Raw genomic sequence first — 15,961 nt, 5'->3', positions numbered from 1 at the left:
ACGCTTCGGAAGGGATTCGCATTCTCGCGGCGATTCTGCTAGTGCGTGTTCCTTTGTGGACGGCTGTGGCGCCGGTCACCCAGGCCGCCGTTCCTCAGTGGACGGACGGCCTTTGACGTACGACTGGAAGCTGAGCGTGCCCGCCGCGTCGAGCAGCTGGTTGATCAGTCGGGTCGTGCGGCGGGGTGTGGTCGTCGACGATGTCGGTTGTCGGGATGTCGGCGGCACCGCTACGCATGGCGACGACGGTCCCCGGCGGATCTCCTCCTCGCCGATGTCACCGGACCGCTGCGGGGGTGATCCACCGCCGAGCCAGGTCGTCGGCGGTCACCGGTCACCCTCCCGGCCCGGCACCGCCCTGTTGATCATCATTTTCCCGTTCCCGGCCCGCGCCGCGTCAAACGTCGCCCGACTGGTGCGTGTATTGGCGCGCTGACGTGGTAGCCCGCATGTTCGGGCGGTCTTTGGGAAGGTGGTCATGACCTCTGGAACGGCGGAACGACCCAGAGCCAGAGCTCTGGGCTGGGTGAGTCTCGGCCTCGGCGTGGCGCAACTGGTGGCACCGAAAGCGGTGCGCAGGCTCAGCGGCGTCGGCGACTCGCGAACATCCAAGGTGATGGTGCCGTTGGTGGGCGCACGCGAACTGGTGCACGCGGCAGGGCTGCTGGCAGGCAAACGGACCGGGCCATGGGCGTGGACACGGGTAGCCGGCGACGCGATGGACCTGTTCAGCCTCGGCGTGGCACTCGCGCACCGTCATGGGCAGCGGCGGATGCGGCTGCTGGCAGTGACGGGCGCCGTCGTCGGCATCACTGTCGCGGACGTGCGCACCGCACTTCGGACGACTCAAGGCGGAACTATGGAACTGACAGCGGCGACAACGGTCCGCAAGCCGCCGCCGGACGTGTACGCGTTCTGGCGACGGCTGGACAATCTCCCGAACTTCATGGCGCACCTCGACGAAGTGCGCGTCACCTCCGACCGGACGAGCCACTGGGTGGCCACCGCGCCGTTCGACCGGACGGTCGAATGGGACGCGGAGATCGTCGACGAGGTCCCGGGCGACCGCATCGCCTGGCGCTCGTTGCCCGGCGCGGACGTCCCGAACCGGGGTGAAGTGCGGTTCACGCCCGCACCGGACGGCGTGAGCACCGAGGTGCGCGTCCGGATGACGTACGAGCTGCCCGCGGGCGGGCTCGGCAAGCTGCTCGCGAGGTACTTCGGCGAGGAGCCGCACCAGCAGCTCGACGACGACCTCAGGCGGTTCAAGCAGGTGATGGAGACCGGCGAGGTCGTCCGCTCCGACGGCGCGCCGTGGGGCAAGCGGGCGCGGCACGAGTTCCCGCAGCGGCCGGCGCAGCCGCTGACCCGCGAGGAACTCGACCAGATCGAGCCGAAAGGAGCGCTGGTATGAGGGCGGTCACGTGGGCGGGCCGCAACACGGTCGAAGTCCGTGACGTCCCCGACCCGGTCATGCTCAACAGCCGGGACGCGATCGTGCGGGTCACCTCGACCGCGATCTGCGGATCGGACCTGCACCTGCTGAACGGCTACGTGCCGACCATGCAGGACGGCGACGTGATGGGCCACGAGTTCATGGGCGAGGTGGTCGAGGTCGGCCCGGGTGTCGACCCGGCCAGGCTGAGCGTGGGCGATCGGGTGATCGTGCCGTTCCCGATCGCCTGCGGTGCGTGCAACGCGTGCGCGGCGGAGCTGTACTCGTGTTGTGAGAACAGCAATCCCAACGCGGGCATGGCGGAGAAGCTGTTCGGTCACCCGACGGCGGGCATCTTCGGCTATTCGCACCTGACCGGCGGGTTCGCCGGTGGACAGGCGCAGTACGTCCGGGTGCCGTTCGCCGACGTCGGCCCGTTGCGGATCGAGTCGGATCTGACCGACGAGCAGGTGCTGTTCCTGACCGACGTCCTGCCGACCGCCTACATGGGCGCGGAGATGTGCGACATCCAGCCGACGGACGTGGTCGCGGTGTGGGGCGCGGGGCCGATCGGGCAGCTCGCGATGGACAGCGCGCGCGTGCTCGGCGCCGCGCACGTGATCGCCATCGACAAGGAGCCGTACCGCCTGCGGATGGCCGAACAAGCCGGTTACACGGTCATCAACTTCGACGAGGTCGATGTGCGTTCCCGGCTGCTTGAGCTGACCGCGGGCCGTGGCCCGGACAAGTGCGTCGACGCCGTCGGGCTGGAGGCGGACCACGGCAGCCCGCACGTGCGCCTCTACGACAAGGCCAAGCAGACGCTGCGGATGGAGACGGACCGGCCGCACGCGCTGCGGCAGGCCATCCTGTCCTGCCGCAGCGGCGGAATCGTGTCGGTGGTCGGGGTCTACGGCGGCCTGATCGACAAGTTCCCGGCGGGCGCGTGGATGAACCGGTCGCTCACGCTGCGCACCGGCCAGTGCCACGTGCACCGCTACCTGAAGCCGTTGCTGCAACGCATCGAACGCGGCGAGATCGACCCGACCAGGATCATCACCCACACGTTCCCGCTCGACGAGGCACCGCGCGGCTACGAGATCTTCAAGCACAAGCAGGACGACTGCGAGAAGGTCGTCCTCAAACCCTGATCCGCCACAGGGACGTGATCGCCGCGGCCCGGTACTCGGCGAGCGGGTCGTCACGGCTCACCTTGTGCCGTGGCCTGATGTCGAGCCGGTCCAGGACACGCAGACCGGCGGCGGCGATCAGCGCCTCGGTGCCGGCTCGCAGCCCGAGACGCACGGCGAGGTCGGACAGGACCAGCCAGGCCTCGCCATGCCCGGACAGGTGCCGCGGGAGGTTTCGCAGAAACCCCCGCAGCATCCGGGAACCCGGGTCGTAGATCGCGGCGTCCAGTGGTGTGGCGGCCGGGCCGGGCAGCCAGGGCGGATTGCACACGACGAGATCCGCCTTGCCTGCCGGGAGAAGATCGTGCCGGGACACCGTCGTCCTGGCGGAAAGCCCGAGCCTGGCGAGGTTTTCGCGCGCGCACTCGACGGCTCTCGGTTCGATGTCCACGGCTTCGACGTGCCCGGCGCCGCGCTTGGCCAGAACGGCCGCCAGTACTCCGGTGCCGGTTCCGATGTCGAGCGCTGTTCTCGGCCGGGGCCAGGGCGCTTCAGCGACCAGGTCGACGTACTCCTGGCGGGTGGGGGCGAAAACGCCGTAGTGCGGATGGATCCTGGCTTGCAGTGCGGGCACGTGCACGCCTCTCGTCCGCCACCGGTCGGCTCCCAGCGCGCCGAGGATTTCGGTGAGAGGCATACGGTTGTCGGAAGCGTCTCCGAAAGCCAGTCGGCAGGCGCGGGTGATGTCCGGGGCGTGCGGAAGCGTGAGTGTGTAGCCAGGGCCGAGCTCCACTTGGACCCGGCTGAGGATCCTGCTTCTTTCCGTGGTGGCCTGGCGATACCTGCGGAACGTGTCGGCCGGACTGGTGCCACGCGGAACGCGGCGCAGCCTGCGTTTCATCGCGGCGAGTAGCTGAAGTGCGTTGCGGAAGTCGCCGCGCCACAACAGAATCCGGTTGCCGCGGGCGAGTTTGATGGCATCCTTCGCGGCGAGCTCGTCGCCGACCTCGATGAGGTACTCCACCTGGACTCCCAAGCCAGTGGGAGCCGTCTTCGGCGGTCAGGGGATCACGCGGGCCGTCCGAAGACGGCTCGATTCGATGGGAACGAACGGACCGTCTACTCGGACGGGCCGCGCCACACCACCGAACCAGCGACAACCATGCGGTAAACATACCACTGGCCGAAATGTCGCGTGTCTCTGCGGGTTTCTTCGCGCCGCGCCAACGCAAAGCGCGCCGAAGCAGGCACAACGCGCGCCGCCCCGGCAACTACAGCGCGCATCAATCCGGCGCATCGCCCCACCGGCTGACCCCGGAAATGGCGGCGGCGCGGACCCGTCAGGTCCGCGCCGCCGCCTTCAGCCTGGCGAGGATCTCACCCGGCTGGAGTGTTCTGCAGGATCATGCTGCCGGCGTCGATCCGCTGCTGCAGCATGCCGAACTCCAGCATCAGGTCCGGGATGCGCTGCAACCGGCTCGCTTCCAGCCGGGTCGGGAAGCCGCCCAGGTTCACCAGTGACGCGGTCTGCGGGTCGATCTTGGCGTAACCGGGCAGCAACTTCTCCACCTTGGACCGGTCGGAGCCCGCGGTCTCCTGGCCCTTGGCGAAGCCACGCTGGAAGGCCGCGATCGTCTTCGGGTTCTCCCTGGCGAACTTGCCTGTCGTGCCGTATCCGGCGATCGGCAGTTCGGCGGTCGGCCCGGCGGCGGCGTCGAACAGCTGCACCGCGCCGAACTCCTTCGCGGCCTGGGTGATGAACGGCTCGGCCAGCAGTGCCGCGTCGACGCGGTTCGCCGCCAGCGCGGCGCCCATGTCGGTGTACGGCATCTCGACGAACGTCACCTGGTTGGCGTCGACGCTGTTGACCTTCATCACCGACCGGATGCTGACCTCGGCCAGGCTCTGCTTGGTCGTCACCGCGACCTTCTTGCCCGGCAGGTCGGTGATCTTCTTCGCCGTCGAGTTCGGTCCGGCCAGCACCATCCAGGTGTTCGGCTTGGCCACGTAGCCGTCCGCGACGAACTTCAGGCCCTCGACGTCCTTGGCGATGCCCTTGGCCTCGGAGTTGAAGAACGACACGTAGTTGCCGAAGACGATGTCGAAGTCGGACTTGTCGCTGACCAGGTTGGGGATGGCCGCGCCGGCGCCCTGGATGTTGACCAGTTTGACGTCGAGACCCTCCTGTTTGAAGTAGCCCTCGTTGATCGCCAGGTGCACGGACGCCACGTCGACGACGGGCAGCAGGCCCAGTCTGATCGTGGACTTCTCAACCTTGTCCGTGGGGCCGCCCTCGTCGCCGGACGAGCCGCCGAGCAGGCCGCAGCCGGACAGCGTCGCGAGCACGGTGGTCACGATGGCCAGTACCACCAGCCGAGGGCTCCCGGTCACCGTGGAGCGTCGCAACATTGCCTCTCCTGATAGTGGAAGTTGACTAGCCCGGACGGGTTACTCCGGGGGTACGTCCGGTCACTCTAGGGATCTTGTTTCGTGACCACAACCCCGGGTTTCCCCCTGTCGGGTTATTCCCCAACCGAGCCGATCGGAGCCCGTTCCACCAGGCTTACGCTGCGCGTTTGGCCGTCACGATGCGTCAGGTGATGCGTCGGCCTGCTGGAACAGTTCCGCGCTGAGCCGGTCGCGGCACACCTCCACCGAATACGCCATGACCCAGCCCGCGTAGGCATCCCGCAGGATCCGTTGGATCGGGGACGTACTCAGGTAGCCCGACCCGCCACCGGCCTTGAGCGCCAACTGGGCGGCGTCCACGGCGACCTGGTTGGCCAGCAGTTTGGCGCGCAGCGTCGCCGGGTTGAACTCCAGGTCGTTCTGGTCGGCGAGCCACGTCATGTGCTTGGCGTACATCGCCGCCGCTTCCAGGCGGCTGTGCACGTCGGCCAGGTCGAACCGCAGCCACTGCATCGTCGCCAGCGGTTCGCCGGTGGTGGGGACGGTGCGGGTGCGTGCGTGGTCGATCAGCGCCGCGATCGCGGCGTCGGCGACTCCGAGCGACAGGAACGCGATCCCGCTGCCGATCCTGTTCGGACGGTGCGCTGTCGACGGCGGGCATCGACGGTCCGGGCGCAGCACGGTGCCGCGGAAGTCGACCAGGCGGCTTCCGTTGGCGCGCAGGCCCATCGTGTCGCCGATCGGCACGTACTCGATCGTCTCGTCCGCGGCGACGCCGAAGAACGTCGGTGTGTCGTCGATCAGCACGTTGACCAGGAAGTGGTCGGCGATCTCGCAGCCGGAGGTGAACCGCTTCGCGCCGGTCAGCCGGAAACCGCCGTCGACCGGCCGCGCGTGCTGCTGGGGCAACAGGAAAAGGTTGCCGCCGCTCGGCTCGGACAGCGCGTTGGCGAACCGGCGTCCGGCGATGTACTCGTCCGCGTAGAACCGGGCAGCCTCTGGCGCGGACAGCTGCACCAGGCCGGTCGCGGCGCCGACGTGCATGACCCAGATGCACGCTGTGGACGGGCACGCGGCGGCCAGGAGCCGCACGATCTCGCCGTAGGCGCGGTAACTGAGGTCCTCGCCGCCGAACTCCCTCGGCAGCAGGGCCTGGTCCAGGCCACTGGTGTGCAGCGCTTCGAGGTTGGCGCGCGGCACCTCGGTGCTTTCGTCGTACGCGGCCGCGGTTTTGGCGAACTCCACCGCCAGCCCGGCCGCCTTGTCCACCCAGTGCTGTTCCTCCGGCGGCGGCCCAAGCGGATGCATCGCGACTCCCTCGTCTGCTCGACGTGACCGCCGGCGATGATAGTGACACGAACACGCCGAACCCTGCTGTCACTGGCTGGGACCGGTCAGCACGACTGCGAAACGGGACTGAGCCGTCAGACGGCCCGGGGGACGGCCGTCATGGGCAGTTGACTGGGGTAGGCGGCGCCGGTGACCTTGATCCGCACCGGCCTGTCCGGCACCGGGACCATCCGCCACCGCGAGCCGATGGTCGCCGTGGCGATGGCCATCTCGGCGAAGGCGAAGTGGTTGCCGATGCACTTGCGCGATCCGTCACTGAAGGGCACGTACGCGCCCTTCGGCGGCGGCGGGTTCTTGGCGGTGTCCCAGCGATCCGGGTCGAAGCGGTACGGATCGGGGTAGAACCGCTCGTCGTGGTGCAGCGCGTGCGGGCTGAACGCGACCTCGGTCGCCGGTGGGACGAGCGTTCCGCCGAGATCGACATCCGTGTTGGTGCGCCGCATCAGCAGCCAGATCGGGTAGCGGCGAAGCACTTCCTTGCAGATCCGGTTGGTGTACGGGAGTTTCGCCACGTCCTGGTACGTGAGTGGACGGCCGCGCAGCCGATCGACCTCCGCGTGCCAGCGTTCCTCGATTCCCGGATGACGGCCTATCTCGTGGAAGAACCAGGTCAACGCCAGCGCGGTGGTCTCGATGCCGCCGGTCAGCAGCGTCACGACCTCGTCGTGGACCTGCTGGTCGGTCATCGGCTCGCCGGTGTCCTCATCCCGTGCGGCCAGCAACATCGAGAGGATGTCACCGCGGTCCCCGGGCTGTTCGCGGCCTTCGGCGACGACGGCGAGCACGATCGCGCGCAACCGCTGGATCGCCTGGTCGAACCGGCGGTTGCCCGGGATCGGCAGGTGGGTGACGAAGCCGGGCGACAACGCGCGAACCATGCCCTGCCTGATCACGACGGGCATCGAGCGCTGCGCCTCGGCGATGGCGGCGGCGCCCAGTTCGGTGGTGAACAGGGTCCGTCCGGCGACCGTGACGGACAACCGCAGCATGGCCTGGTCGACCTCGACGACCTGGTTGGCCTGCCACGACTCCGCGATCGCCTGGGCCACCTCGGACATCACCGTCGCGTAGTCCGCGATCCGGCTGACGTGGAAGGCCGGCAGCATGAGCCTGCGCTGCCGGTCGTGGAACGGGCCGTTGGACATCGCGATCCCGTTGCCGAAGAACGGCCGGAACCGGTCGAACATGATGCCCTTGTCGAACTTCTTTCCGTCGGTGACAAGGATCTGGTGGATCAGCCGGGGGCTGGTGACCATGTACGCGGGCAGCGGGCCTAAGTACACCTTGACGACGTCACCGTGGCCGGCCAGCGAAGATGTGAATCCGAACCGGTGCCGCAGCAGGGAAGGCGTGTGCCCGAGCACGGGCCAGCGTCCAGGTGCGACCGGCATCTGGCTCAGCGTGCCGGGGGAACTCACGGACATCCGCTCCTCGCGGTCGTGACAAAATCGACCACTCACCGTAGAGGCGTTCGGCCTGTCGGACGAGTACCCGATCGGGTAGTCACCGGACGTGTCGGTGACGAGGAGTCCGCACTGTCGTTTATGAAGCGGCTACGGCGTGCCGGAACCGCAGCCGCGGCCGGGGCGTTGAGCGCGTGTGGAAACCGCGTTGGCGCTGAGCGGCCCGGCCGCAGTGCTGTTGCTCGTGCTGGTCGGCTCCTGGGAACTGATCAGGCAGAAGCGTCGCAAACAGAGCGGGACACCGCTGGCCGAGACGTACATCAACGAGTTCACCGCGATGTTCTACGGTACGAAGCGCAACGAGCTGGAACACCGCGACACGGTGTCGATGATGCGGGAGGAGGACGCCCAAGGCGCCCCGCCCTCGGGAGTGGACCTGGACAAGGGCACCGTCGTGCTGCCGGTCACCCGGTCTCGACGATCCGCGAACCCAGGGGGACCAGGGAAATCGGGATCATCTTGAAGTTGGCGACGCCCAGCGGGATGCCGATGATCGTGACGCACAGCAGGAACCCGGTGACGACGTGGCCGAGCGCGAGCCACCAGCCGGCGAAGATGATCCAGATGACGTTGCCGATGGCGGACATCGCCCCGGCCTCCCTGCGCTGCTCGATCTGGCGCCCGAACGGCCACAACGCGTAGTTCGCGATCCGGAAGGCCGCCAGTCCGAACGGGATCGTGATGATCAGCACGCAGCACACGACTCCGGCGACCACGTATCCGACGGCCATCCAGAACCCGCTCAGCACCAGCCAGATGATGTTCAGCAGCGTTCGCATACCGTCAGTCTGGCATGGGGTCGCGGTGAGGCTTGAGCCCGGCGCGCAACGGCTATCCAGGGGTATGGAACGACTCAGCCAGTTCGTGCTCGCCCGTCTCGCCGACGATGAGCGGCGGTTCGACGCCGGTGAACTGCCCCACCTGGACGAGGCGGAAAGACACGGCCGCATCCGGATCATGTACACGTCCGACGGTGAGGGCCTGCTGGTCGCCGCCGATCCGGTCGAGGTCCCGGAGGAACGCGTCCCAGTGCCGTTCCCGGACAAGGTCGCGTTCCTGCGCGCCGAGGCCAGCGTGATGAAGGACCCGGACGTGCTGAAACTGGTGGCCTCGGTGTACGCGGCACACCCGGACTACCCCGGAGACGACTGAACAGCGGGCCGGCACCCACCCTGCTCGTGAGTGTTTATCAGGGTTAGAACACCGATAAACACTCACGAGGCCTGCCTGGCCTGTCGTTGCCGTTGCCGCCGCTCAACCGATGTTGACCATCCAGTTGATGCCGAACCTGTCCACGAGCGAACCGAACTCGTCGCCCCACATCTGCTTCTCCAGCGGAACGGTCACCGTGCCGCCTTCGGCCAGCTTCGCGAAGTACTCCCGCAGCTCCGGGTCGTCACCGCTGAGGCTGATGGTGACGTTGGTGCCGGGGTTGTACTCCATGCCGGGCGGGGTGTCGGACGCCATCAGCGTGTAGCCGCTGGGCGTCTCCAGCTGCCCGTGCATGATCTGGTCGGCCTGCGGCGTGTCCGCCATGCCGAACTCGCCGAACGTCCTCAGGTCGAGTTCGCCTCCGAGAACGCTCGCGTAGAACTCCATCGCCTGGCGTGCGTCGCCGTTGAAGCTGATGTACGGGTTGAGCCTGGACGCCATCGATACCACTCCCTCTCACTGGAAAGGCCAGCATCGTCGCAGACGGCCCGGGGGCGGGCAACACAACTGGACCATGATCCCTGCCTGAAACTGGACCTCGAACGTGGACAAGTTCCGGATAGCGTTGCCGTCATGACACAGCGAATCCAGAACCTCATGGGCATCCCGAAGGCGTTCAAGTCCCTGGTCGCGATGGGCCAGGTGGTGGAGCAGGCGGGCCGCGAGGCCGGCGTGGAGCAGGTGCTCCTCGAACTGATCAAGATCCGCGCCTCGCAGCTCAACGGCTGCGCCTTCTGCCTGGACATGCACACCCGCGACACCCTCAAGTACGGCGAGAACCCGCGCAGGCTGTTCCTGCTCGACGCCTGGCGCGAGACCGACCTGTTCACCGAGGAGGAGCGCGTCGCGCTGGAGCTGACCGAGGTGCTCACCCGCCTGACGGACACCCAGGACGTGCCGGACGAGGTGTACGAACGGGCGATGAAGGTCTTCAACGAGGCGCAGTATCACGCGATCGTGTGGATGACGGTTGTCATCAACGCGTTCAACCGGGTCAACGTGCCCGGCAGGCCGAAACTCCCGGAGGAGGCCGCATGACCGCCGCGGCGTTACGCGCACTGCACGTCCCCGGCAAGCCGTTGATCCTGCCGAACGTCTGGGACGCGGCGTCGGCGAAACTCGTCGAACAAGCCGGTTTTCCGGTGGTGGCCACGGGTTCGGCCGCGATCGCGGAATCCCTCGGCTACCCCGACCAGCACGGCACGCCGGTCGGGGAGGCGTTCGCGGCCTTCGCCCGGATCACCCGGGCGGTGTCCGTGCCGGTGACCGTGGACGTCGAGGGCGGCTACGGCCTTCCCGAGGCGGAACTGGCCGCGCGGCTCGCCGAAGCCGGCGCGGCCGGCTGCAACTTCGAGGACAGCGACCACGACGCGGGCGGCGGTCTGGTCGACGTCGCCAGGCAGGCCGGCCGGATCGCGGCACTCCGGGCCGCCGGCCCGGACCTGGTGATCAACGCCAGGGTGGACGTGTTCATCACCGCGGCGGACCAGCAGGCCGTGGTGGACGAGGGAATCGAACGGGCCCGTGCCTACCTCGCGGCGGGGGCGGACTGCGTCTACCCGATCCTCGTGCGCGACATGGACGTGCTGAAGGCGTTCGTCGACGCCGTCGCACCGGCGGCGGTGAACGCGCTCTACCTGCCGGACGGCCCGGACTTCGCCGGGCTGGCGGAGCTGGGACTGGCCAGGATCTCCCTGGGGGCCGGGATGTTCCGGCATCTCCAGGCCCAGTTGCGGGAGAGGCTGGCGGCGATGGCGGCGGGACAGCGGCCTTACTGAGCGAGCCGCCAGCCGCGTTCGACGGACTGGCGGCACCTGTCCTGCTCGTCACCCGCGCTGGTGAACAGCGCGGTCAGCAGGGGCACGCCGCGGGACAGGGATTCCCGCGGCAACGGCCCGGCTACCACCAGGGACGCCAGGCCGTGGCCGACCGTCCAGCTCTGTGCCGCCAGTTCCAGGGGGTCGACGTCCGCGCGGAACCTGCCGCGCCGCTTGGCTCGTTCGACGGTGCGCACCAGGTAGTGCAGCGTTTCGTCGGCCGCTGCCGCGTCCTCCAGGTCGAAGTTCGCGTCGAACATGACCCGGTAGAGATCCGGGCACGCGAGGGCGTTGGACAGGTACGCGGCGCCGAGAGCGGCCAGGTCCCGTACCGGGTCGACTGTCGTCCCGACTGTCCTGAGTGTGGCCCCCAGGCGGGTGAATCCCTCCTGGCGCACGGCTTTCCACAGGCCGTCCATCCCGCCGAAGTACGTGTAGACGGCCATCGTGGACACCTGGGTGCCGGCCACCAGGGACCGCAGGGTGATCGGTTGGCGTTCCCGCAGCATCCGGGCCGCACGGTCGATCAGCATCGACCGGACCGCGGGGTCCTTCGTCCTCACCACGGCTCCACAATACATAGCGATGATATGGTTTGGCGCATGGCCATCGACCTTGTGAACCCGGACGGGTTGCCGAAGCCGGACGTGTACCGCCAGTTGTCCATCGCCACCGGCTCGAAGCTGGTGTTCCTCGCGGGACAGGTCGCCAGGGACGCCGAAGGACGGCCGGTGGGCGCGGGAGATCTCGCCGCGCAGGTCGAACAGGCGTACCTGAACATCGGCACCGCACTGACCGAGATCGGCGGGTCGTTCGCCGACGTGGCGAAGCTGACCGTCTACGTCGTGGACTGGACACCCGACAAGATGCCGCTGCTGGGCGAGGGGGTCGCGCGAGCCGCCGAGAAACTGCGTGCCGACCTGGTCAAGCCCATCACCCTGCTCGGCGTCTCGGCACTGGGCGAACCGGATCTGCTGGTGGAAGTGGGGGCCACAGCCGTCCTCGAGTGACCGGTCCTGGGAACAGCGAGTGGCCGGGCTGGCCGCCGCACACGGTCAGTTCCTGGTTCCTTCCGCCCAGGGCAGCAGGAACCGTTCCAGCATGACCAGCCCGTAGAACAGCACGATGCTCAGCACCGCGAGCAACGCCATTGCCGCGAAGGCCAATGCGGTGTCCGCGGTGCCTCCGGACACGACGATGACGTAGCCGAGACCTGCGTTGGCGCCGACGAACTCGGCGATCACCGCGCCGATCACCGCGAGCGAGATCGCCACCTTCATGCCGACGAACACCTGCGGCATCGCGTACCGCAGCCGCAGCTTGAAGAACTCCTGCCAGCGGGTGCAGTCCAGCGAGCGCAGCAGTTCGACCAGTTCGGCAGGGGTCGACCGCATCCCGGAGGCCGTCGAGATCACGATCGGGAAGAAGCACACCAGCAACACCATGACGACCTTCGGCAGCATGCCGAAACCCAGCCACACCACCAGGATCGGCGCGATCGCGATCTTCGGCACCGCGTTCACCGCCAGCAGCAGCGGGTAGATCATCCGTTCGAGGATCTTCGACGACACGATCAGCAGCGCGATCGGCACCCCGGCGACCACCGCGAGCAGGAATCCCTGCACGGTCTCCAGCAGCGTCACGCCCGCCTGCTCGATCAGGAACCCCTGCTGGGCCAGGTAGGCGTCGACGACGTCCTTGGGGCTGGGCACCAGGAACCGCTCGATCCCGAACACGATCGTGGCCAGCCACCACAGGCCGATCACCAGGGCCAGGCCGATCACCGGCAGCACGACCTTCATGCCGGCGCCAGCAGGTCGTGCAGTTCGTTGCTGAGCCGGGCCACGTCGGCGGCATGGGCGTGGCGGCCCAGCGACCGCGGCCGGGGGATGCCGACGTCCACGATCCGGTGGATCCGCCCTGGTCTCGGTGTCATGACCGCGACCCGGTCGGACAGCAGGACGGCTTCGTCGATCGAGTGCGTCACGAACACGATCGTGGCCGCGTACTGCTGTTGGATCTGTTGCAGCAGCTGGGAAAGCTCGGTCCGGGTGAGCGCGTCCAGCGCCGAGAACGGTTCGTCCATCAGCAGTACCCTCGGGTTCTGGATCAGCGACCGGCACAGCGACACCCGCTGGCGCATGCCGCCGGACAGTTCGTGCGGCAGCCGTTTCTCGAATCCCTCCAGGCCGACCGTGGCCAGCAGGTCGTGCGCCCGGCCGGTGTAGCCGCGCTTGTCGAGCCCGAAGATCTCCACCGGAAGCATCACATTGGAGAGCACCGACCGCCACGGCAGCAAAGCCGGCTGCTGGAACATGAAGGACACATCCCGGCGGGGTTTGCGCACCGTCCGGCCGTCGATCCGCACCGCGCCGTCCGTCGGTGCCAGCAAGCCGGCGACGATCCGCAGCAACGTCGACTTCCCACAGCCCGACCGGCCGATCAGCGTGACGAACTCGTTGTCGGCGACGGAAAGCGTGATCCCGTCGAGGGCGGCGAGAGCGCCGAAGCTCTTGCGCACACCGGCGATCTCGATCATGGGTGGGCCACGACGTCCCTGGTCGTCACCGACCTCGTCGGCCGCGACCGCCGCGTCCCGCGTGGGCTGGGCGTTGCCAGGATTCGTGTCCGCATCGGGGCTCCCGTCAGCCTGGTGGTGCCGTCCCCACACTATCGCGCCGGAGGCGGTCCGGCGTTCTCCGGCGACAAAACCCGATGCCTTGCCTACATGTCCTCTTGACCATCCATTGTGGTCACGTTACGCATGGTCACGCAGGAGTGTGCGGGAGGAGATTCGGTGAGGCGCAGGCTCAGCTGGGCTGCCGTGGGCACGTCCGGAGTGCTGGCGGTGATCGTGGCGACCACGATGAACACACCGCCCGACTCGGAACCGCGGCGTACGAAGATCACTGTCCCGCAGGCGGAAGAGCTGAACGGTCACCTCCCGCGACACGACCGGGGCCAACCGGAGACAGTGTTCATCCCGGTCGTGCCTCCGGTGGCGGTGACGTCGGCGACGTCGACGGTGCCCTCGCCACCCAAACCGGCCCCGAAGCCGAAGAAGACGCCGCCGTCGCCACCGCCACCGCCCGCGAAGACGACGCCTCCGAGGATGGCACCGGCCACACCGTCCTATTGGGACCACAATCGTTGGATGCGCTACCACCGGTACGGCGACAGGGGCTGGCACCGCGATCGGCACGGCGGGGGATACAGGTAACGCCAGTCAGAGCGACTGGTGCAGCTCACGCAGCTTCGCGACCAGGGCGGCGGGAGCGGCCGGCGCGACAAGCACCCAGACGTCACCGTTGTCGGACACCGTGGCGACGGTGAAATACCGGCCAGACTCCGTGTCGGCGTAGCACAGCGGGTAAGGAATCCGGCGCCTGCGGCCGAGGCCGTCGCGCACGGCGACCCATAGTTCGCCGCTGTCGAGCACCGGCAGTTCGGAGACGTGCAAGGCCTGACGTAGGTCACCGCGTGGGAGGGGGCGTGCGGTGACCACGCCTTCCTCTTGGCCGCGCCACTTGGCCGCCTGCCGCATCTCCTCAAGCGGCACGGACACCGCGGTGCCCTGACCCGGTGGAACGTCGGGGAGTTGCGCGACCAGTGCCTCGGGTAATCGCTTACGCGGTGCGCGTTTGAGCGTCACCTGCTGGCCCGTCGCGACCGCGAGGACCGCCACACGTCCACTCGCCGCGGCCAGAACCCCTGTGCCACCACCGATCCAGCCGGAGAATTCGGCTGTGGCCCGGCACAGCACGGCAAGCGAAGCCGCCACCTCGGGTTCCAGCCGGCCGCGCCGGTCTCGCCACCCCAGTCGTGCGATCTCCGCCTTGGCACGGTCTTCGGCGGCGTCCTCGTCCGCGCTGGGCTGCCATACCGCCGGTGGCGCAAGGACATCCGGCAGTTCGCCGATCTGCTCGGCGCGCACGAGGCGCGCCAACGCGTCAAGCGACAGCCGCGCCGGGCCAGGCAGCATGGTCGCTACCCGATCACCGGGGGCGTGGTGGGCTCGTCCGTGCCGAACGTGGACTCCGGATCACGCTCCCGCAGGTACTCCGGCCGCCGGTGTTCCTCGTCCTCCGCACTTCGTGGCTTTCCCGGTGACAGGAAGGGAAAGTGCGGCCCGCCGCGTGGGGCGCCGGCCGTGTCGGGGAGTGAACCGGCGCCGCCACGCAGGGCACCGCCCAGCGGGCGGCCACCACCTGGCCGGGCGGCGGTGCCGCCACTGCCGACGCTGTCGCCACTGGCGGCACTGTCACCGCGGCCATCCAGCCGGGGCAGAACGCGGCTGCCACGACTGGCGTTTGAGGCACTCGTGCTCGATCGACTCGCGGCCTGGACCGCGTCCGCCTGTGCCCCTTGGGCGGACGGCAGATCAGTGCCGGATGGTGCGTGTGCCTGCGGACCCACGACCGGATTCGCGGCCGGAGTGGGCAGGTTCGTCGCCGCTGTCTTGACGACGTCGTGCTGGGATCGCTGCTGCTGCGCCGGGTCGGGCGGAACAGTCAGCGCGTCTTCCGGACCGCCCGACGGTAGCACTGGCCGTTCCGGGCCTTGCACCACCCCACCCGGTAGCCGTCGCGGACCTGGACCAGGCACCGGCCGGCCTTGTGGCGAGGCGACCGCGACGTCCGCGTCGATGAAACGGATGCTGCCGAAAGACGTCGGCTGGCCCGCGGTGTTGAAGGCACTCGCGTTGCTGTAGCCGGTCATGACGTCGACGTTGTGCTGGACGGCCGCCCGGTACTCCGCGATGCGCGCGGCATAGGTGTTGCCCGCGTCCCATGAGAAGATCAACGCCCACGGATCGGGCCGCTCGGGCATCGGCGGAACAGGCTTGACAGCGTTTCTGGCGTCGTGAAAAGAGGCGGCCTGCCGGACCGAAAGGTCCTGTGCCTGGTAAATCAGCGGTGACGCTTCCGCGTGCGCGTCGGCGAGCGGACGGGCACCGTGCCGTGCGGCATCGGCCGAATCACCCTGCCACGCCTGTTCCATTTTCTCGGTCAGCCGGAGGAGCTCAATTCCCAGGGCCTCGCACTCATTGGCGATGTGTCGCACTTCCTCGGCGGCCGCGATCAGATCGCCAGGCCCGGCCGCCCTGGTGAAGTTGTCATAAATCTGTTCGCCTGTCAGAAACAT

Annotated in this window: 20 protein-coding genes; 9 read left to right on the top strand and 11 right to left on the bottom strand. The window is 68.3% G+C overall.

The genetic code is table 11. The features are described 5' to 3' along the window. Window positions 1–112 precede the first annotated feature (112 nt). From GC106_RS08680 to GC106_RS08670, 3 genes are read left to right on the top strand one after another with little or no spacing between them, the layout of a single operon-like run. Complete coding sequence (locus GC106_RS08680; RefSeq protein WP_173126410.1) at window positions 113–436, top strand: hypothetical protein; 324 nt, start codon at window positions 113–115, stop codon at window positions 434–436. A gap of 42 nt (window positions 437–478) precedes the next feature. Continuing rightward, window positions 479–1,414: an SRPBCC family protein gene (locus GC106_RS08675; RefSeq protein ID WP_173126408.1), complete on the top strand. Its 936-nt coding sequence runs from the start codon at window positions 479–481 to the stop codon at window positions 1,412–1,414. Continuing rightward, window positions 1,411–2,586 (top strand): zinc-dependent alcohol dehydrogenase, encoded by a 1,176-nt coding sequence (locus GC106_RS08670; protein ID WP_173126405.1) that lies wholly within the window; start codon window positions 1,411–1,413, stop codon window positions 2,584–2,586. Before GC106_RS08675 ends, GC106_RS08670 begins: the two co-directional genes overlap by 4 nt. Here the strand turns inward: GC106_RS08670 and GC106_RS08665 are convergent. The 4 genes from GC106_RS08665 to GC106_RS08650 all read right to left on the bottom strand — a co-directional run bounded on the left by GC106_RS08665 (window position 2,576) and on the right by GC106_RS08650 (window position 7,715). Further along, window positions 2,576–3,589, bottom strand: a complete 1,014-nt coding sequence (locus GC106_RS08665; protein ID WP_173126402.1) for a methyltransferase — start codon at window positions 3,587–3,589, stop codon at window positions 2,576–2,578. The genes GC106_RS08670 and GC106_RS08665 overlap by 11 nt on opposite strands. 353 nt (window positions 3,590–3,942) lie before the next feature. Next, window positions 3,943–4,974: an ABC transporter substrate-binding protein gene (locus tag GC106_RS08660; protein ID WP_173126399.1), complete on the bottom strand. Its 1,032-nt coding sequence runs from the start codon at window positions 4,972–4,974 to the stop codon at window positions 3,943–3,945. A gap of 174 nt (window positions 4,975–5,148) precedes the next feature. Then, complete coding sequence (locus GC106_RS08655; RefSeq protein ID WP_173126397.1) at window positions 5,149–6,282, bottom strand: acyl-CoA dehydrogenase family protein; 1,134 nt, start codon at window positions 6,280–6,282, stop codon at window positions 5,149–5,151. A gap of 116 nt (window positions 6,283–6,398) precedes the next feature. Beyond that, the gene (locus tag GC106_RS08650) at window positions 6,399–7,715 is read right to left on the bottom strand and encodes a cytochrome P450 (RefSeq protein WP_173126695.1); all 1,317 of its coding nucleotides are present in this window, start codon (window positions 7,713–7,715) and stop codon (window positions 6,399–6,401) included. 208 nt (window positions 7,716–7,923) lie between these two features. Between GC106_RS08650 and GC106_RS08645 the strand changes: the two genes are divergently transcribed. Beyond that, window positions 7,924–8,250 carry a DUF6191 domain-containing protein gene (locus GC106_RS08645; RefSeq protein ID WP_312872541.1) on the top strand — a complete coding sequence of 109 codons (327 nt, stop codon included), beginning with the start codon at window positions 7,924–7,926 and terminating at the stop codon, window positions 8,248–8,250. Here GC106_RS08645 and GC106_RS08640 read toward each other — a convergent pair. Further along, on the bottom strand, window positions 8,192–8,566 hold the full coding sequence (locus tag GC106_RS08640; protein WP_173126395.1) for a YccF domain-containing protein: 375 nt from the start codon (window positions 8,564–8,566) through the stop codon (window positions 8,192–8,194). The two genes, GC106_RS08645 and GC106_RS08640, sit on opposite strands and share 59 nt — an antisense overlap. 64 nt (window positions 8,567–8,630) lie before the next feature. Between GC106_RS08640 and GC106_RS08635 the strand changes: the two genes are divergently transcribed. Then, a complete protein-coding gene (locus tag GC106_RS08635) occupies window positions 8,631–8,939 on the top strand; it encodes a hypothetical protein (protein ID WP_173126392.1) in 309 nt (102 codons plus the stop codon). A 102-nt stretch (window positions 8,940–9,041) separates the two neighbouring features. Here the strand turns inward: GC106_RS08635 and GC106_RS08630 are convergent, their stop codons facing one another. After that, on the bottom strand, window positions 9,042–9,440 hold the full coding sequence (locus GC106_RS08630; protein ID WP_173126389.1) for a VOC family protein: 399 nt from the start codon (window positions 9,438–9,440) through the stop codon (window positions 9,042–9,044). A gap of 132 nt (window positions 9,441–9,572) precedes the next feature. On the opposite strand from GC106_RS08630, the gene GC106_RS08625 reads away from it, so the two are divergent. Continuing rightward, entirely contained in the window at window positions 9,573–10,037 is a 465-nt protein-coding gene (locus GC106_RS08625) for a carboxymuconolactone decarboxylase family protein (protein ID WP_173126386.1), read from the top strand. Beyond that, entirely contained in the window at window positions 10,034–10,777 is a 744-nt protein-coding gene (locus GC106_RS08620) for an isocitrate lyase/PEP mutase family protein (protein WP_173126383.1), read from the top strand. Before GC106_RS08625 ends, GC106_RS08620 begins: the two co-directional genes overlap by 4 nt. Here the strand turns inward: GC106_RS08620 and GC106_RS08615 are convergent. Continuing rightward, on the bottom strand, window positions 10,771–11,379 hold the full coding sequence (locus GC106_RS08615; protein ID WP_312872540.1) for a TetR/AcrR family transcriptional regulator: 609 nt from the start codon (window positions 11,377–11,379) through the stop codon (window positions 10,771–10,773). The genes GC106_RS08620 and GC106_RS08615 overlap by 7 nt on opposite strands. Before the next feature lie 39 nt (window positions 11,380–11,418). Here GC106_RS08615 and GC106_RS08610 point away from each other — a divergent pair, with 39 nt between their 5' ends. Next, a complete protein-coding gene (locus GC106_RS08610; protein ID WP_173126377.1) occupies window positions 11,419–11,826 on the top strand; it encodes a RidA family protein in 408 nt (135 codons plus the stop codon). A gap of 45 nt (window positions 11,827–11,871) precedes the next feature. Here GC106_RS08610 and GC106_RS08605 read toward each other — a convergent pair whose 3' ends face one another. Then, window positions 11,872–12,618 (bottom strand): ABC transporter permease, encoded by a 747-nt coding sequence (locus tag GC106_RS08605; protein WP_173126375.1) that lies wholly within the window; start codon window positions 12,616–12,618, stop codon window positions 11,872–11,874. After that, entirely contained in the window at window positions 12,615–13,355 is a 741-nt protein-coding gene (locus GC106_RS08600) for an ABC transporter ATP-binding protein (protein ID WP_173126372.1), read from the bottom strand. The genes GC106_RS08605 and GC106_RS08600 overlap by 4 nt, the downstream gene beginning before the upstream one ends. A gap of 258 nt (window positions 13,356–13,613) precedes the next feature. On the opposite strand from GC106_RS08600, the gene GC106_RS08595 reads away from it, so the two are divergent. Then, window positions 13,614–14,036 (top strand): hypothetical protein, encoded by a 423-nt coding sequence (locus GC106_RS08595; protein WP_173126369.1) that lies wholly within the window; start codon window positions 13,614–13,616, stop codon window positions 14,034–14,036. Window positions 14,037–14,042: 6 nt separating this feature from the next. Here GC106_RS08595 and GC106_RS08590 read toward each other — a convergent pair whose 3' ends face one another. Next, entirely contained in the window at window positions 14,043–14,798 is a 756-nt protein-coding gene (locus tag GC106_RS08590; protein WP_173126366.1) for an ESX secretion-associated protein EspG, read from the bottom strand. Window positions 14,799–14,803: 5 nt separating this feature from the next. Then, entirely contained in the window at window positions 14,804–15,961 is a 1,158-nt protein-coding gene (locus GC106_RS08585; RefSeq protein ID WP_173126363.1) for a hypothetical protein, read from the bottom strand.

Source organism: Kibdelosporangium persicum (assembly GCF_013280595.1).
GTDB lineage: Bacteria > Actinomycetota > Actinomycetes > Mycobacteriales > Pseudonocardiaceae > Kibdelosporangium > Kibdelosporangium persicum.
Note: the sequence above shows the minus strand (reverse complement) of the source record. Positions and strands in the feature narration are given on the sequence as shown.

Bases quoted from the DNA above. Each gene is read 5' to 3' on its own strand.
- GC106_RS08600 (WP_173126372.1), bottom strand. From the start codon at position 13,355: ATGATCGAGATCGCCGGTGTGCGCAAGAGCTTCGGCGCTCTCGCCGCC.
- GC106_RS08675 (WP_173126408.1), top strand. From the start codon at position 479: ATGACCTCTGGAACGGCGGAACGACCCAGAGCCAGAGCTCTGGGCTGG.
- GC106_RS08620 (WP_173126383.1), top strand. From the start codon at position 10,034: ATGACCGCCGCGGCGTTACGCGCACTGCACGTCCCCGGCAAGCCGTTG.
- GC106_RS08655 (WP_173126397.1), bottom strand. From the start codon at position 6,282: ATGCATCCGCTTGGGCCGCCGCCGGAGGAACAGCACTGGGTGGACAAG.
- GC106_RS08610 (WP_173126377.1), top strand. From the start codon at position 11,419: ATGGCCATCGACCTTGTGAACCCGGACGGGTTGCCGAAGCCGGACGTG.
- GC106_RS08630 (WP_173126389.1), bottom strand. From the start codon at position 9,440: ATGGCGTCCAGGCTCAACCCGTACATCAGCTTCAACGGCGACGCACGC.
- GC106_RS08605 (WP_173126375.1), bottom strand. From the start codon at position 12,618: ATGAAGGTCGTGCTGCCGGTGATCGGCCTGGCCCTGGTGATCGGCCTG.
- GC106_RS08625 (WP_173126386.1), top strand. From the start codon at position 9,573: ATGACACAGCGAATCCAGAACCTCATGGGCATCCCGAAGGCGTTCAAG.
- GC106_RS08635 (WP_173126392.1), top strand. From the start codon at position 8,631: ATGGAACGACTCAGCCAGTTCGTGCTCGCCCGTCTCGCCGACGATGAG.
- GC106_RS08590 (WP_173126366.1), bottom strand. From the start codon at position 14,798: ATGCTGCCTGGCCCGGCGCGGCTGTCGCTTGACGCGTTGGCGCGCCTC.
- GC106_RS08660 (WP_173126399.1), bottom strand. From the start codon at position 4,974: ATGTTGCGACGCTCCACGGTGACCGGGAGCCCTCGGCTGGTGGTACTG.
- GC106_RS08670 (WP_173126405.1), top strand. From the start codon at position 1,411: ATGAGGGCGGTCACGTGGGCGGGCCGCAACACGGTCGAAGTCCGTGAC.
- GC106_RS08650 (WP_173126695.1), bottom strand. From the start codon at position 7,715: ATGCCGGTCGCACCTGGACGCTGGCCCGTGCTCGGGCACACGCCTTCC.
- GC106_RS08585 (WP_173126363.1), bottom strand. From the start codon at position 15,961: ATGTTTCTGACAGGCGAACAGATTTATGACAACTTCACCAGGGCGGCC.
- GC106_RS08640 (WP_173126395.1), bottom strand. From the start codon at position 8,566: ATGCGAACGCTGCTGAACATCATCTGGCTGGTGCTGAGCGGGTTCTGG.